Raw genomic sequence first — 15,290 nt, forward strand, 5'->3', positions numbered from 1 at the left:
TCCCTCACAACTCCCACACCACGGGAAGCGGCGCGTGCGCGCCGTCCGACGAGTAGTCGTGGGCGACGTCGAGCAGTTCGCCCATGCGCGCCTGCCAGGCCACATTCACCGGCAGCTCCCGCAGCCGCGCTATCAACCCGGCGTAGTCGTCGACCTCCAGGAGGTGGAAGAGGTCGGTGCCGCTGCGCCAGATCGTCCACGAGCGGGCGCCCGCGGCGCGGATGGCCGCGACGAGCTCCGCGGGCACCTCGCGGTGCGCAGCCTCGTACTCCTCGATCCGGTCGGCACGGACCTTCGTGTGCAGGGCGATTCGCATGGCTATGTCTCCTCCGGGGTGGGCACGTCGTCCGGCAGCAGGCCCGCGGCGCGCAGTGCGCGCCACAGCGCGGAGGGGACCGGCCGGCTCAGCATCGATGCCGCGTCGTCCGCCTCGGCGGCCGTGCGCATCCCGACCAGGACGCTGGCGACCGCCGGATGGCCGAACGGGAAGCGCAGGGCCGCGGCGCGCAGCGGCACGCCATGGCGTTGTGCGATGTCCCGGATGCGCAGGGCCCGCTCCAGCAGGGCGTTGGGGGCGGCGGTGTAGTCGTAGGTGGCGCCGGGCCTGGGGTCGGCGAGCAGGCCGGAGTTGAAGACGCCGCCGATGACGACCTTCTTGCCGCGGTGTTCGGCCTCGGGGAGGAGCTCGGCGAGTGCGCTCTGGTCCAGCAGGGTGTAGCGGCCGGCGAGCAGGACGACGTCGATGTCGGTCTCGCGCAGGAATCGCGCGGGCACCGCGGCCTGGTTCATGCCGATGCCGATGGCACCGACGACGCCTTCGTCCCGCATCCGTTCGAGCGCGGGGTAGGCCTCGTCGAGTGCCTGGCGTACGTGGTCGTCGGGATCGTGCAGGTACAGCAGGTCGACGCGGTCGAGGCCGAGCCGGGTCAGACTCGCCTCGACGCTGCGCCGTATACCGTCGGCGGTGAAGTCCCAGACCCTGCGGTGGGTGGCTGGCACCGCGAAACCGTGCGCCATGTCGTCCCCGCCCGCCGTGTCGGCGGGTTCGAGCAGTCGTCCGACCTTCGTGGAGACGATGTACTCGTCGCGGGGGCGGCTGCGCAGGGCGGCGCCGAGCCGTCGTTCGGACAGGCCGAGGCCGTAGTGCGGTGCGGTGTCGAAGTAGCGGACTCCGGCGCGCCAGGCGGCGTCGACGGCTCCGGCCGCCTCCTCGTCGCCGACGGGGGTGAACAGGTTGCCGATCGCCGCGCCCCCGAAGGAGACACCTGTCAGCTCGACACCGCCGGTCATGCCGTCATCCCCTGCTGCTCCTGCCGGGTGGCAAGGTCGGCGGCCCAGAACGCGCCGCCGGGATAGGTGTACGTGGCGATGGCCTCCGGCCGCATGGCCGCGGAGAATCCGGGGGCGGTCGGTGCGGTGTAGTGGCCGTCCCGGATGCGCACTGGATCCACGAAATGCCCATGCAGATGATCCACGTACTCGATCACCCGGTCCCGCGTCGTCCCCGACACGGCCACGAAATCGAACATCGACAAATGCTGCACCAGCTCGCACAGCCCCACTCCACCCGCGTGCGGGCACACCGGCACCCCGAACTTCGCCGCCAGCAGCAGAATTGCCAGGTTCTCGTTGACCCCGCCGACCCGGGCCGCGTCGATCTGCAGCACATCGATCGCCTCCGCCTGCAACAGCTGCTTGAACACGATGCGGTTGTGCGCGTGCTCACCAGTCGCCACCTTCACCGGAGCCACCGCCCTGCGGATCGCCGCATGGCCCAGGATGTCGTCCGGGCTCGTCGGCTCCTCGATCCAGTACGGGTCCGACTCCGCCAACGCCCCCACCCATTCGACGGCTTCGCGTACTCCCCAGCGCTGATTGGCATCGATCGCGATCCGCACTCCGGGCCCCACCGCCTCCCGCGCCAGCCGGCACCGCCGCACGTCGTCGGCCAGATCCGCCCCCACCTTCAACTTGATCTGCCCGAACCCCTGCCCCACCGCCTCCCGCGCCAACCGCACGAGCTTGTCGTCTGCATAGCCCAGCCACCCCGGCGAGGTCGTGTACGCCGGGTAGCCCCGCTCCAGCAGCACCCGCTCCCCCTCCACACGCCCGTCCGCCCGCGCCCGCAGCAACGCCAGTGCGTCGTCCGGGCTGATCGCATCGTCGATGTAGCGGAAGTCCACCTGCGAGACCAACCACTCGGGGGAGGCATCCGCGAGCAACTTCCACAACGGCTTCCCCGCCCGCTTGGCGGCCAGGTCCCACACGGCGTTGACCACGGCGCCGATCGCCATGTGCATCACGCCCTTCTCGGGGCCCAGCCACCGCAGCTGACTGTCGCCCACGAGGTCCCGGTGGAGCGATCCGGGGTCGCCGCACACCTCCTCGACGCGGCGGCCCACGACATGCCGGCGCAGGGCGTCGATCGCCGCGACCTGCACGTCGTTCCCGCGACCGATGGTGAAGGTGAACCCATGCCCTTCGACGCCGTCACCCGCGTCCGTCCGCAGCACCAGATACGCCGCCGAGTAATCGGGATCGGGGTTCATCGCATCGGAACCGTCGTGCTCCCGCGAGGTGGGGAAGCGGATGTCGTAGGTGTGGACTCCGGTGATCCGGGAGGAGGTCGCGGACAAGGGGACGCCTTTCACTCACGGGCGCCAGACATCGGATGTCTGCCGATGACTCTGGACTCTACGATCCCGCACCTTGGAAGGCAAGGGCGCCAATGACGTCAAGTCATCCGATGTCCGCGGAGGTCGCAGCCCTGCGCATGCCGATTTCACCCCGGTGGCGGGGGCGCCCTGCCGCGTCCCAGCCGCACCACCGGGGGAGAGTGGCACCGTGCGTGCCATCCCCGCCCCGCTGGTCGGCCTCATCAAACGGCGCAACGAGCCCGTCGTGGTGCAGATGGCGCGCTCGACCCTGGCTGCGGTCCTCTCGTACGTAGCCGCGCTGCGGCTCTCCCCCAACCCCATCCCGCTCACCGCTCCGCTGACGGCGCTGCTCGTCGTCCAGGTCACCCTCTACACCACACTCACGACGGGGGTGCGCAGGGTGCTGAGCGTGGTCGCGGGCGTGCTGATCGCCGTGGCGTTCAGTGAACTCGTGGGCCTGAGATGGTGGAGTCTCGGGCTGATCATTCTCGCCTCGCTGCTCGTCGGCCACATGATCCGCGTCGATGAGTTCGTGGCGGAGGTGGCGATCAGCAGCATGCTCATCCTCGGCGTCTCCACCCCCTCGAGCCAGGCACTCGACCGGGTGATCGAAACGGTGATCGGGGCCGTGGTCGGGGTACTCGTCAACGCCGTGATCGCACCTCCGGTCTTCGTGCAGCCCGCGGGCGAGGCCGTCCAGGAACTCTCCGGCACGATGGGACGGCTGCTGCTGCGCATCGGCGAAGAACTGCGGCACGGCGCATCGGCCGACCAGGCAGCCGCCTGGCTCCACGAGGCGCGCAGGCTCGACAACGAGATCGCGAGGTTCGACGAGTCGCTGCGCCGAGCGGAGGAGAGCACCAAGCTCAACCCTCGCGTGCGGCAGGGCGCCATGGCACGGTTGATCCTGCGCAGCGGCCTCGACACCCTCGAAGTGTGCGCCGTGCTGCTGCGCACGCTGTGCAGGGTGCTGACGGACCTCGCCCGCACCCACCACGAATCGGTGTACGGGGCCGAGATCGCCGCAGGCCTGGACGATCTGTTCACGCACCTCGCCGTCGCGGTGCAGAGCTTCGGCCGTCTGATCACCGCCCAGGTCACCGAGGGCGCCGAGCGCGCGGAGTCGGAGCTGGCACGCGCGCTTGAGGCCGCCCGCGAGGACCGGGAGCGGATCGCGGCCCTGCTGCGCTACGAGACGGAACAGTGGCAGAGCTGGGAGCTGCACGGTGCCCTGCTCGCCAACATCGACCGGCTGCTGGACGAGCTCGACGTCGAGAAGCGTGCACGATGGCTGGAGGGGCAGTACGCCGACAGACCGGTCAGGCACCGCGGCATGCTGGCCCGCCTGCGCAGGCTGCGCCTCCCGTTCTCCTCCTGACCGCTGAGACGATGTGCGTATCCGTATCCGTATCCGTATCCGGCCGGCGCTCACCGCCGCGGGCAGGGTGAGGATGCGGCTCAGTCCGACGACGGTGGCGGCCGCCACCTGCTGCCATCCGGAACCGTCCGGGATGTCGACGGCGAACTGCTCGACGCGCTGGCCGTGGTGGCCGTCCTCGCCGAGCCGGATGCGGCCGAAGGTGACGGTCCCGGGCAGCTCGGCGGCAAAGGTGCCGGTGGTTGCCGCGTCCGGCGGTGACCAGATGGTGGTGACGGGAGCGTGCATCAGCCTGTCGTGCCCGTACGTGGCGTCGACCGCGGCACGGAAGGCGGCACGGAAGGCGGTGAGCGAGGCCACGTCGGTGTCGTCGATGCGGCCGTTCACGGCCGGGGGCACGTTGACGAGGAGCACGGCGTTGCGGCCGACGGGCTGCTCATAGAGCGCGACGAGCTGCGCGGGCGTCTTCGGCTGCTCTCAAGCGTTCCTCCAACTCCGCGAGCGCCGCGGCCTCCACCGGCGTCACGTACTACGTGGACTGCGTCCACGGGGTGCGCCCGTGCTCTCGCGCACGACGAGCTCGGGCAGCGGGACCTGGACCGTGCGGGCGGGGACGCCGTCCAGCAGATCGGTCAGCTGCTGGGCCGCGGCCTGTCCGAAGGCGATCGTGTCCCGGGCGAGCGCGGTGAGCCAGGGGTGCGTCATCCGGCACAGCACGGAGTCCTCCCAGGCCACGACGGACAGGTCGCGCGGGATGGACAGGCCGCGGGCGGCGGCGACGGAGGCTCCGGCCGCCGCCATCACGTCGTTGTCGTAGATGATCGCGGTGGGCGGGGTCTCGTCGTCGAGCACCCGGCGGGTGGCGGCGGCGCCCTCGGTGTCGGAGTAGTCGGTGGTCACCGACCGGACGCCGGTGAGCCCGAGGCGGCCGGCCTCGTCACGCAGCGAGCGGATGCGCCGCTCGGTGTGGGCGAGGCCGGGCAGACCCGCGATGTGCACGATCCTGCGATGGCCGAGCGAGTGCAGGTGATCGGCGATGAGCGCCATGGCGCCCGCGTCGTCGGCCCACAGGGTGGACAACGACGCGTACTGCTCCCCGGACGGGCCGCCGTGCTCCCCCGAGCCCATCCCGCCGATGACGACGGTCGGCAGTCCCAGCGAGTCCAGCAGACCGGGGCGCGGGTCGAACGAGCGCGGGTCCACCACCAGGACGCCGTCGACCCTCCGCTCGGCCCACCAGCGCCGGTATGTCGCGCACTCGGCGTCGATGTCCTCCACCACCTGGAAGAGCAGACCGAGTTGACGCTGGGCGAGCACCTGCTGGATCCCGGAGATCAGCTGCAGAAAGAACGACTCGACGCCGAGGGTGCGGGCGGGACGCGCCAGGACGAGGCCGACGGTGCCCGCGCCCTCACCGGACAGCGCCCGGGCCGCGGAACTCGGCCGCCAGCCGAGCTGTTCGGCGACACGCCGCACCCGGTCCCGGGTCACTTCGGAGACGCCGGGCCGGTCGTTGAGGGCGAAGGAGACTGCGCTCTCGGAGACGCCGGCGCGCCGGGCGATGTCCTTCATCGTCGGGCGGCGTGCGGGAGTCCGGCGGGCCGGACGCGCCGGGGCGGAGGACGGCTCCTCGGCCGGTTGTTGGGGATGTGATGTCATACGTACCCCTCTCCCCGTTCCGCGTCTGCGACGTCCAACCTGACGGGCCGTCATGGACTAATGCGCTTGAGTGCGGTGACTATAAAGCGCATTAGCCATAGGCCGCAACTCACCCCTTCCACCGCATCTGACCTGTGGGTTTAACACTGCCGTCGAATTCCTGTCGATGAATGTGTTGACAATCCCGCGAGCAGCAATGCAGGTTGTGCTGGCGTGTCCGCCACCGCCCGTCCGAGCGAAGGAGTCCCCCGTGCGACCGGCTGATGGAGCAGGGCCGACGTGACAGAGGTGACTGAGGTGACAACGATGCCATCCGTGCGCGGCCTGCGCAGACAACTGCCGACCAGCCCCTGGCTGTTCTTGGCGCCCGGGCTGCTGGTGATCACCGCCTTCAGCCTCTACCCGTTCGTCAACACGCTGGCGCAGTCCTTCACCAACGACCACACGCTGGTCACCGGGCAGTTCGTGGGGCTGGCCAACTACGACCAGCTCCTTCACGACCCGCAGTTCTGGACGGGTCTGCGCAACAGCAGTCTGTACGTGGTGTGCGTCGTGCCGTTCACCGTCGTCCTGCCGCTGCTGCTGGCGATGCTCGTGCAACGGCAGATACCCGGCATCGGCTTCTTCCGCGCCGCCTTCTACACGCCGGTGGTGGCCTCCGTCGTCGTGGTCGGCCTGATCTGGGTGTGGATGCTCGACGACCGAGGCCTGATCAACGGCATCCTGCAGGCGCTCGGCGCGGGCAAGGTGAACTTCCTCAGCGACCCGTGGCTGATCCTCTTCAGCGCCATGACAGTCACGGTCTGGAAGGGCCTCGGCTACTACATGATCATCTACATGGCGGCCCTGGCCAACATCCCGATCGAGCTGCACGAGGCTGCAGAGGTCGACGGCGCCGGCGCGGTCCGGCGGTTCTTCTCCGTCACCGTGCCCGCCGTGCGCCCGACGATGGTGCTGGTCGCCGCGCTCTCCGCCGTCTTCGCCTTCAAGGTCTTCTCCGAGGTCTATCTGATGGCCGGACCCAATGGCGGGCCGGCGGGCGAGGACACCACGCTCGTCATGCTGATCACCCAGGTCGGCCAGGGCCTGACCGGTCAGGTCGGCTACGCCTCCGCCATCTCCGTCGTGCTGTTCGTGGTCACCCTCGGCCTGATGCTGCTGGTGCTCCGCACCGACCGCAGGGAGGAGTCATGAGCGCCGCACTCACCACCGCTCCGCAGAGCGCTGCAGCCGAGGAGACATCGACGCGGCTACGCAGGCGACGCCGCAACGCCCTCGCAGGACGGCGGCTTCCCGCCCGGCAGTTGGTGCTGCGTTATGTACTGCTGCTGGCGGTGCTCGCGATCTCGGTCGGACCGTTCCTGTGGGAGCTGTCCACCGCGCTCAAGGGCCCGCACGAGGACATCTACAGCTACCCGCCGAAGCTGTTGCCGTCCTCCCCCACGCTGCAGAACTTCTCCGGCGTCGGGAGGATCATTCCGGTCTGGGACTACGCGTTGAACTCCCTGAAGGTGGCCTCGGCCAATGTGGTGACCAACCTCGTCGGCGCCTCGATGGCCGGTTTCGCCCTCGCCCGGCTGCGGTTCCGCGGCCGGCGGACGGCGACGGTGCTGTTCATCGTGGCGATGCTGGTGCCGCAGGAGAGCACGCTGATCGCTCAGTTCCTGACGATGCGCCAGCTGAACCTGAACAACACACTGATCGCGGTGGTGCTGCCGGGCTGCATCAACGCGATGAACGTCCTGCTGATGCGCAACGCCTTCGCGAAGTTGCCGTACGAGATCGAGGAGGCGGCCGTCGTCGACGGCGCCAACGTGTGGGAGCGCTTCTTCCGGATCGCGCTGCCCTCGGTGAAGGGCACCCTCGCCGTGGTGGCGATCTTCGCCTTCATGGGGTCGTGGGACGACTTCCTGTGGCCGTTGATCGTGCTCAGCAATCCCGGCAACTACACGCTCACCATCGGGCTGAACTATCTGCACGGCACGTTCTCCGACGACCAGCGGATGGTCGCGGCGGGCACGATCATCGCCGTGGCCCCGCTGATGGTGATGTTCGCCTGCCTGCAGCGCTACTTCTTCAAGGGCGTTGGCGAGGGAGCCGTCAAGGGCTGACCGCCCCCGCCCCTTGCCCGTACTCCCGCGCCGCCCAGCCCGCCCAGCTCACCTCACCAAGGACTCACCCCGAGCATGACCGCTCACGACAGCACTTCCCGAGCCACACCCACTCCCCGGTTCGGCGTCAACTACACGCCCACCACGGGCTGGTTCCACCACTGGCTCGACTTCGACCTCGACGCCGTCCGCGCCGACCTCGACTCCATCGCCGCGCTCGGCCTGGACCACATCCGGGTCTTCCCGCTGTGGCCGCTCTTCCAGCCGAACCGCACGCTCATCCGGCCAGGCGCCGTCGAACAGCTGGTCCAGCTGGTGGACGCGGCGGGCGAACGCGGCCTCGACGTGAACGTGGACGGGCTCCAGGGCCACCTGTCCAGCTTCGACTTCCAGCCGTCGTGGACCGTCACCTGGCACCGCCGCAACATCTTCACCGACCCCGACGTCGTCGCGGCGCAGGAGGAGTACCTGCGCACCCTCGCCGCCGCGCTCGCCGACCGCCCCAACTTCCTCGGCATGACGATCGGCAACGAGATCAACCAGTTCTCTTCCGGCCCGCATCCCGACCCCGACCGCATCACCCCGGGGCAGGCGGCGGCCTGGCTGCGGCGCGTGCTCGACGCCTGTGAACGCGGCGCGCCGGGCGGCTTCCATCTGCATGCGGAGTACGACGCGGCCTGGTACCAGGACGACCACCCCTTCACGCCGGCGCACGCGGCCTGCCTCGGCGCCGCCACCGCGGTCCACTCATGGGTGTTCAACGGCACCGCGCAGCAGTACGGCCCGCGCTCCGCCGCAACCGTCCACCACGCCGCATACATGATCGAACTGTCGAAGGCCTGGGCCGACGATCCGCACCGCCCGGTCTGGTTGCAGGAGGTCGGCGCGCCGCATCCGCACATCGCCACGGCGGATGCCGCCCGGTTCACCGACTCGACCGTCGCCGCCGCCCTCGACTGCCCCGATCTGTGGGGCGTCACCTGGTGGTGCTCGCACGACGTGGACCGCGCCCTCGCCGACTTCCCGGAGCTCGAATACAGCCTCGGGCTGCTCACCAACGACCGCCGAGTCAAACCGGCAGGGCGCAGCATCGCCCGTATTGTCGGGGCATGGCGGGACGACCAGCACGCGCACCATGCGGCGCCCAGGACCACCGCGCTGATCGTCGACGCCGGGGACGAGGACACCGCGCCGCACCGCTCGGTGTGCGGTCCCGGCGGCAAGGTCTTCGACGCGTTCATGCGGCTGGCGGAGGCGGGCGCGCGGCCCACGACGGTGCTCGCGGCACGGGCCGACGACCGCAAGCACCTCGCAGCCCGTGGCATCACCGAGGTCGTCGCACCGGGAGACGTCCGCTGAAGGCCCACGGAACTGTGCACCCGGAACCCGGAACCCCCACCTCCCAGTACCCCTGGAGCAGCTGATATGCACGACGACCGCAGCCTGGTCGAGTCCCGTCTCAAGCGCGTCCTCGACGAGCGGATCCGCCCCGCCCTGTATCCGCGGTCCGTTCCGCTCGACGTCGGCATCTGGCACGCGCCCGGCGAACCCGTGCCGGTCGCCGAGGGCCTGGCCGCTCCCCGTACCCCCATCGCGCCGGGCACGGCGTGGGGAGCGCCGTGGGGCACCAGCTGGCTGACGGTGTCGGGCACGGTGCCGGCCGAGTGGGCGGGGCGGGCGGTGGAGGCGCTGCTGGACCTCGGGTTCGACGAGAACATGCCGGGGTTCCAGTGCGAGGGCCTGGTCTACCGGGCCGACGGCACACCGGTGAAGGGCCTCAACCCGCGCAACCAGTGGGTGCGCATCGGTGCGCCGGTGGCCGGCGGGGAGAAGGTGCTGCTGCACATCGAGGCCGCGTCGAATCCCGTGATCCTCGACTACCACCCCTTCCTCCCCACCGGTCTGGGCGACAAGGAGACCGCGGGCGACGAGCCGCAGTACCGCATCGCACGGATGGACCTGGCCGTCTTCGACGAGACGGTGTGGGAGCTCGTCCAGGACCTGGAGGTGCTCGGCGAGCTCATGCAGGAGCTGCCGGTGGAGGGTGCGCGCCGCTGGCAGATCCTGCGCGCGATCGACCGGGCGCTCGACGCGATCGACCTGCAGGACGTGGGCGGCACGGCCGCTGCCGCGCGCGAGCGGCTCGCCGGTGTGCTCAGCGCGCCCGCCGAGCCCTCCGCGCACCGCATCAGCGCCGTCGGCCACGCGCACATCGACTCCGCCTGGCTGTGGCCGCTGCGCGAGACCGTGCGCAAGGTGGCGCGGACGACGGCGAACATGACGGCGCTGCTCGATGACGAGCCGGAGTTCGTCTACGCGATGTCGCAGGCCCAGCAGTACGCATGGATCAAGGAGCACCGGCCCGAGGTTTACGCGAAGGTGAAGAAGGCGGTCGCCGAGGGCCGGTTCGTCCCGGCCGGCGGCATGTGGGTGGAGTCCGACACCAACATGCCCGGCTCCGAGGCGATGGCCCGTCAGTTCGTGCACGGCAAGCGCTTCTTCCTCGACGAGTTCGGCATCGAGAACGAGGAGGCGTGGCTCCCCGACACCTTCGGCTTCGCCGCGGGACTGCCGCAGATCATCAAGGCGGCGGGTTCCAAGTGGCTGCTGACGCAGAAGATCTCGTGGAGCCAGGTCAACAAGTTCCCGCACCACACCTTCTGGTGGGAGGGGATCGACGGAACCCGGATCTTCACGCACTTCCCGCCCGTCGACACCTACAACTGCTCGATGAAAGGGCAGGAGATCGCCCACGCCGTACGCAACTTCAAGGACAAGGGCGCAGCAGGCCGCTCCCTCGCGCCCACCGGCTACGGCGACGGCGGTGGCGGCACGACACGCGAGATGATCGCGAAGGCGGCGCGGATGCGCAGCCTGGAGGGGTCGGCGCGGATCGAATGGGAAAAGCCGGCGGCATTCTTCGCCAAGGCTCAGGCCGAGTACCCCGCCCCGCCGGTGTGGGTGGGCGAGCTGTATCTGGAGCTGCACCGCGCGACGCTCACCAGCCAGGCGAAGACCAAACAGGGCAACCGGCGCAGCGAACACTTGCTGCGCGAGGCGGAGTTGTGGGCGGCCACGGCAGCGGTGCGGGCCGGCTCCCCGTACCCGTACGAGCGGTTGGACAGGGTGTGGAAGACCGTTCTGCTCCACCAGTTCCACGACATTCTGCCGGGCTCGTCGATCGCGTGGGTGCACCGCGAGGCGAAGAAGACGTACGCGGCGGTGGCCGAGGAGCTGGAGTCGGTCATCGCGGACGCACAGCGGGCGCTCGCCGGTGACCCGGCGTCGGGTTCCGTGCTCGTCTTCAACGGCGCGCCGCACAGGCGCGGCGGGGTGCCCGCGGGCGGTGCGCGGCCCGCAGCGCCGGCCGAGGGCCGGTGCACCGTCTCCGAGCGGCCGGGCGGCGGCTTCCTGCTCGACAACGGGCTGCTGCGGGTCGGGATCGACGAGCGGGGCCTGGTGGTCTCCGCGTACGACGTGGCGGCCGGGCGCGAGACGGTCGCCCCCGGCCGGGCGGCCAATCTGCTGCAGATCCACCCCGACTTCCCCAACATGTGGGACGCCTGGGACGTCGACGCGTTCTACCGCAACACGGTCACCGATCTGACGGACGCCGACGAGGTCGCGGTGGCGGACGACGGCCCGGATGCGGTGTCGGTGCGCGTGGCGCGCTCCTTCGGCGGCTCGCGCGTGACCCAGGTGCTCACGCTCACGGCCGGCGAGAAGCGTCTCGACATCGACACGGAGGTGGACTGGCACGAGACCGAGAAGTTCCTCAAGGCCGCGTTCCCCGTCGATATCCATGCCGACCGGTACGCCTCCGAGACGCAGTTCGGGCACCTGTACCGTCCGACGCACACCAACACCAGTTGGGAAGCGGCGAAGTTCGAGGCGTGCAACCACCGCTTCGTCCACCTGGAGGAGCCCGGCTGGGGGGTCGCGATCGTCAACGACTCGACGTACGGGCACGACGTGACCCGTACCGTCCGCGCGGAGGACTCGGGCACGACCACGACCGTGCGGGTCTCGCTGCTGCGCGCCCCGCGCTTCCCCGACCCGCACACCGACCAGGGCGTGCACCGCTTCCGCCACGCGTTCCTTCCCGGTGCGGGAATCGCCGACGCCGTCCGCGAGGGCTACCGCATCAACCTGCCCGAGCGCCGCGTCCCCGGTAACGCCGAGGTCGCTCCGCTGGTGGCGGTGGACGACGACGCGGTGGTGGTCTCGGCCGTCAAGCTCGCCGACGACGCGAGCGGGGACGTGATCGTACGGCTCTACGAGTCACGCGGCGGAAGGGCGCGCACCCGCCTGACCGCCGGTTTCGACGCCGACGGCGTCACGGCCTGCGACCTGCTGGAGCGTCCGCTGCGGGACGTATCCACTCGCCCGGTACTCGAAGACGACGGCGTGGAGCTGCGGTTGCGCCCGTTCGAGATCGTCACCCTGCGGCTGTCCCGGCACGGACACTGAGCGGAAGGCAACGCCCATGGACATCCGACGTCCCGGCGCTGAGCCACCAGCCGTCGTACTCGATGCTCGACCGGTCGCTGGAGGTCGGCGCACCGCCGCTCACCGAAGACGAATTCACCGCGATCGACGCGCCGGCGAAGCCCTCGGGGAGCTGAGGGCGTGCCGGACGGCGCCGGTCCCTGCCGGTGCGGTGCGAGGGACCGGCGCCGTCCGGCGTCTATGCGCCGTGTGAGTCGTCGACCAGCTGTGCCGCGTACAGGCGGCTGGCGTGCTCGACGAGAGCGGTCAGCACCTCCTTGCCGGAGGCGCGCTCCCGTGCGTCGCACAGCACGACGGGCGTCCCCGGATCCAGGTCGAGCGCCGAGCCCACCTCCTCGGCACGGTAGTGGCGGGCGCCGTCGAAGCAGTTGACCGCGACGATGAACGGGATGCCCCGATGCTCGAAGTAGTCGACGGCCGGGAAGCAGTCGCGCAGCCGCCGGGTGTCGGCGAGCACGACGGCACCGAGCGCGCCCTGGGCCAACTCGTCCCACATGAACCAGAACCGGTCCTGCCCGGGGGTGCCGAACAGGTAGAGCGCCAGGTCCTCGTGGATGGTGATCCGGTCGAAGTCCATGGCCACCGTGGTGGTGGCCTTGTCCTCGACGCCGTCGAGGCTGTCGACCGGACGTCCGGCCTCGGTCAGCCGCTCCTCGGTGCGCAGCGGGCGGATCTCGCTGACCGAGCCGACCAACGTGGTCTTGCCCGCACCGAAGCCTCCGGCGACCATGATCTTCAGCGCCATGAAGTTACTGGACGGCGCGGACCTGGCGGGGTTCGGTGCGTCAGAGCGCTCGGAGACCATCGATCACTTTCTTGAGAAGCCGTGCGTCCGGCAATCGGGCAGGGGGTACAGGGCGGCTGACCTGGATCAGCCCGGCGGCGAGCAGGTCGCTGAGCAGTACGCGCACGACTCCGAGGGGCAGACCCGCGTCGGAGGCGATGTCCGCCACCGGCCGGGCCCGCTGCGCGCACAACTGCAGGATCGCGTTCTGCTCGGGTGAAAGCATCGTCGCGTGCTCGTCCGGTTCCACGGCCTGGACGACCGCCATGAGGTCGAACACCTCGCTGCCCGGTCTGGCGCGCCCCGCCGTCATCGCGTACAGCCGTACCAGCGGCCCCGCTTCGTCGTCGTACCAGTGCGGCGTGGAGGAGTCGATCATGAAGAATCCTTTATTCCGGTTCCGCGAAGCCGCTCGCCGCTCCGGCCCGGGTGGGCGTCTCCAGATGCTCGCCGACCCGCCTGACCAGTCGGGCCATCTCGTAGGCGACGAGACCCACGTCGGCGGAGGCGTCGGTGAAGACCGACAGGCACGATCCGTCCCCGGCGGCGACGACGAAGAGGAAGCCGCCCTCCAGCTCGACCATGGTCTGGATCACCGAGCCGGCACCGAAGTGCCGCCCGGACCCCTTGGCGAGGCTGTGGAAGCCCGACGCGATCGCGGCGAACCGCTCGCCGTCGTCACGCGTCATGTCCGCCGAGGCACCGACCGGCAGGCCGTCCCCGGAGAGCACCACCGCCTGCGTGATCTCCGCGACCCGGGAGAACCAACTCGTCAAGAAGCCAGTTGAGTTCGGCGGACTGCCGGATGTCGCCGGTCATCGTGATTCATCTCCTCGGGGCGGGATCTCGCTCGACTCGTGCTCCTCCGGGGCCGCCTCCGGGGGCCGCTGCGCACCGGTGCCGCGGCCGCGCGCCCAACCGGCGCGCAGCGACGCCATCGTGGCCCGCGCCTGCTCCGGGGAGCGGCGGGACGGACCGGACGCGGTGGCATCGCGCGGTACGAACCGGGGCGGGGTCTCCGGGCGGCCGCGCAGCGGAGGCGCGAGGCTCGCCTGCCGGGTGCGGCGCGGCAGCGGTTCCGCGGGACCGTCGGCCGCCGCCTTGCCCGCTCCTTCGCCCATGCCGTGTCCGCTTCCTCGGCCGCTCCCGTGGCCGTTGCCGTTGCCGTTCTGCGAGGGAGCGCCGCCGTCCCGGGCTGGGCCTGCGGCGGGAGCCGGCGTCGTGTGGGGCACGGGGATGCTCCCTCCGGGCGTCCGCGGCCGGGCGGGGCCCGCGGGCTCGCTCTCCGGGGCGCGGCGCTGGGCGGGGAACGGCACGGCGTCGCCCTGGCGGTCGGCGGCGCGCAGCTGCGCCGGGCGGGGGCGGTCCTCGGACCGGTCGTCCTGGCCGGCCCGGGCGTGGGTGCCGGCCGTGGACGCGACCTCGGCTGGTACCTGTTCGGCGGGCTCGGCCTCCAGCAGGGCTTCGGGCAGCAGGACGACGGCGGTCACGCCGCCGTACGCGGAGCGCTGCAGCGACACCGACACGCCCTGCCGGTGGGCGAGCCGGTTGACGACGAACAGGCCGAGCTGTTCGGTGTCGAGCAGGTCGATCCGTCTTACGTCGGCGATGCGCTGGTTGGCCTCTTCGAGCGCCTCCTTGCCCATGCCCAGACCGCGGTCCTCGATCTCCACCACGACGCCGGAGCCGACCTGCTGGCCCCGGGCGAGGACCCGGGTGTGCGGGGGCGAGAACGAAGTGGCGTTCTCGACGAGTTCGGCGACCAGGTGGGTGAGGTCGGCGACGGCGGCACCGGTGAGGTGGACGTCGGGAATCTGCGTGACGTCGACCCGCGGGAAGTCCTCGACCTCCGAGACCGCTGAGCGCACGACGTCGAGCAGCGGCACTGGCCTGCGCCAGCCGCGGCCGGGCGCCGCGCCGGAGAGGATGATCAGGGACTCCGCATGGCGGCGCATGCGCGTGGTCAGGTGGTCGAGCCGGAAGAGGTCCTCGAGCTCCGCCGGGTCCTCGTTGCGGCGCTCCATGTGCAGCGCAGTCCGAGGGCCGACCCGACACACGCCATGACGTATGCGAGGACAGGCGAAACCCATCCGGCGCCGCTGAAATCGTGCATGCCACCCACGGCGATTCCCTTCACAAATCGGCGTCGCGCCGTGGGACGCTAACACAGAATACACACGTTGCGTTCACAC

Annotated in this window: 13 protein-coding genes and 1 pseudogene; 6 read left to right on the top strand and 8 right to left on the bottom strand. The window is 70.6% G+C overall.

All coding sequences use genetic code 11. From position 1 onward, the window contains the following. Nucleotides 1-4: 4 nt before the first annotated feature. The 3 genes from NGB36_RS04415 to NGB36_RS04425 are packed head-to-tail and all read right to left on the bottom strand — an operon-like array spanning nucleotide 5 to nucleotide 2,636. The gene (locus NGB36_RS04415) at nucleotides 5-316 is read right to left on the bottom strand and encodes an L-rhamnose mutarotase (RefSeq protein ID WP_255918709.1); all 312 of its coding nucleotides are present in this window, start codon (nucleotides 314-316) and stop codon (nucleotides 5-7) included. A 2-nt stretch (nucleotides 317-318) separates the two neighbouring features. Then, nucleotides 319-1,290 carry an aldo/keto reductase gene (locus tag NGB36_RS04420; protein ID WP_255918710.1) on the bottom strand — a complete coding sequence of 324 codons (972 nt, stop codon included), beginning with the start codon at nucleotides 1,288-1,290 and terminating at the stop codon, nucleotides 319-321. Further along, entirely contained in the window at nucleotides 1,287-2,636 is a 1,350-nt protein-coding gene (locus NGB36_RS04425) for an L-fuconate dehydratase (protein ID WP_255918711.1), read from the bottom strand. The genes NGB36_RS04420 and NGB36_RS04425 overlap by 4 nt, the downstream gene beginning before the upstream one ends. Nucleotides 2,637-2,844: 208 nt before the next feature. On the opposite strand from NGB36_RS04425, the gene NGB36_RS04430 reads away from it, so the two are divergent. After that, nucleotides 2,845-4,035 (top strand): FUSC family protein, encoded by a 1,191-nt coding sequence (locus NGB36_RS04430; RefSeq protein WP_255918712.1) that lies wholly within the window; start codon nucleotides 2,845-2,847, stop codon nucleotides 4,033-4,035. Between the two features lie 13 nt (nucleotides 4,036-4,048). Next, nucleotides 4,049-4,477, top strand: coding sequence for a hypothetical protein (locus NGB36_RS04435; protein WP_255918713.1), 429 nt, complete (start codon nucleotides 4,049-4,051; stop codon nucleotides 4,475-4,477). An 80-nt stretch (nucleotides 4,478-4,557) separates the two neighbouring features. On the opposite strand, the gene NGB36_RS04440 is transcribed toward NGB36_RS04435, so the two are convergent. After that, a complete protein-coding gene (locus NGB36_RS04440; protein WP_255918714.1) occupies nucleotides 4,558-5,694 on the bottom strand; it encodes a LacI family DNA-binding transcriptional regulator in 1,137 nt (378 codons plus the stop codon). Between the two features lie 306 nt (nucleotides 5,695-6,000). Between NGB36_RS04440 and NGB36_RS04445 the strand changes: the two genes are divergently transcribed. The 4 genes from NGB36_RS04445 (at nucleotide 6,001) to NGB36_RS04460 (ending at nucleotide 12,275) form a co-directional block, all read left to right on the top strand. After that, nucleotides 6,001-6,888: a carbohydrate ABC transporter permease gene (locus NGB36_RS04445; protein WP_255919016.1), complete on the top strand. Its 888-nt coding sequence runs from the start codon at nucleotides 6,001-6,003 to the stop codon at nucleotides 6,886-6,888. After that, nucleotides 6,885-7,805 carry a carbohydrate ABC transporter permease gene (locus NGB36_RS04450; RefSeq protein WP_255918715.1) on the top strand — a complete coding sequence of 307 codons (921 nt, stop codon included), beginning with the start codon at nucleotides 6,885-6,887 and terminating at the stop codon, nucleotides 7,803-7,805. Before NGB36_RS04445 ends, NGB36_RS04450 begins: the two co-directional genes overlap by 4 nt. 75 nt (nucleotides 7,806-7,880) lie before the next feature. Continuing rightward, entirely contained in the window at nucleotides 7,881-9,164 is a 1,284-nt protein-coding gene (locus NGB36_RS04455) for a glycoside hydrolase 5 family protein (RefSeq protein ID WP_255918716.1), read from the top strand. A gap of 66 nt (nucleotides 9,165-9,230) precedes the next feature. Next, entirely contained in the window at nucleotides 9,231-12,275 is a 3,045-nt protein-coding gene (locus tag NGB36_RS04460) for an alpha-mannosidase (RefSeq protein WP_255918717.1), read from the top strand. 217 nt (nucleotides 12,276-12,492) lie between these two features. On the opposite strand, the gene NGB36_RS04465 is transcribed toward NGB36_RS04460, so the two are convergent. The 4 genes and pseudogenes from NGB36_RS04465 to NGB36_RS04480 all read right to left on the bottom strand — a co-directional run bounded on the left by NGB36_RS04465 (nucleotide 12,493) and on the right by NGB36_RS04480 (nucleotide 15,122). Next, nucleotides 12,493-13,119, bottom strand: coding sequence for a GTP-binding protein (locus NGB36_RS04465; RefSeq protein WP_255918718.1), 627 nt, complete (start codon nucleotides 13,117-13,119; stop codon nucleotides 12,493-12,495). Then, a complete protein-coding gene (locus NGB36_RS04470) occupies nucleotides 13,100-13,477 on the bottom strand; it encodes a DUF742 domain-containing protein (RefSeq protein ID WP_255918719.1) in 378 nt (125 codons plus the stop codon). The genes NGB36_RS04465 and NGB36_RS04470 overlap by 20 nt, the downstream gene beginning before the upstream one ends. Nucleotides 13,478-13,487: 10 nt before the next feature. Next, nucleotides 13,488-13,917, bottom strand: a pseudogene (locus NGB36_RS04475) (roadblock/LC7 domain-containing protein). Beyond that, nucleotides 13,914-15,122 carry an ATP-binding protein gene (locus NGB36_RS04480; protein ID WP_255918720.1) on the bottom strand — a complete coding sequence of 403 codons (1,209 nt, stop codon included), beginning with the start codon at nucleotides 15,120-15,122 and terminating at the stop codon, nucleotides 13,914-13,916. Before NGB36_RS04480 ends, NGB36_RS04475 begins: the two are co-directional and overlap by 4 nt. Between the last annotated feature and the right edge of the window lie 168 nt (nucleotides 15,123-15,290).

Origin of the sequence: Streptomyces humicola (genome assembly GCF_024436035.1) — a bacterium.
Lineage (GTDB): Bacteria > Actinomycetota > Actinomycetes > Streptomycetales > Streptomycetaceae > Streptantibioticus_B > Streptantibioticus_B humicola.

What these genes read in the sequence shown, in the direction of transcription:
- NGB36_RS04415 (WP_255918709.1), bottom strand. Translation starts at nt 316, where the DNA reads ATGCGAATCGCCCTGCACACGAAGGTCCGTGCCGACCGGATCGAGGAG.
- NGB36_RS04420 (WP_255918710.1), bottom strand. Translation starts at nt 1,290, where the DNA reads ATGACCGGCGGTGTCGAGCTGACAGGTGTCTCCTTCGGGGGCGCGGCG.
- NGB36_RS04440 (WP_255918714.1), bottom strand. Translation starts at nt 5,694, where the DNA reads ATGACATCACATCCCCAACAACCGGCCGAGGAGCCGTCCTCCGCCCCG.
- NGB36_RS04445 (WP_255919016.1), top strand. Translation starts at nt 6,001, where the DNA reads ATGCCATCCGTGCGCGGCCTGCGCAGACAACTGCCGACCAGCCCCTGG.
- NGB36_RS04450 (WP_255918715.1), top strand. Translation starts at nt 6,885, where the DNA reads ATGAGCGCCGCACTCACCACCGCTCCGCAGAGCGCTGCAGCCGAGGAG.
- NGB36_RS04455 (WP_255918716.1), top strand. Translation starts at nt 7,881, where the DNA reads ATGACCGCTCACGACAGCACTTCCCGAGCCACACCCACTCCCCGGTTC.
- NGB36_RS04460 (WP_255918717.1), top strand. Translation starts at nt 9,231, where the DNA reads ATGCACGACGACCGCAGCCTGGTCGAGTCCCGTCTCAAGCGCGTCCTC.
- NGB36_RS04465 (WP_255918718.1), bottom strand. Translation starts at nt 13,119, where the DNA reads ATGGTCTCCGAGCGCTCTGACGCACCGAACCCCGCCAGGTCCGCGCCG.
- NGB36_RS04470 (WP_255918719.1), bottom strand. Translation starts at nt 13,477, where the DNA reads ATGATCGACTCCTCCACGCCGCACTGGTACGACGACGAAGCGGGGCCG.
- NGB36_RS04480 (WP_255918720.1), bottom strand. Translation starts at nt 15,122, where the DNA reads ATGGAGCGCCGCAACGAGGACCCGGCGGAGCTCGAGGACCTCTTCCGG.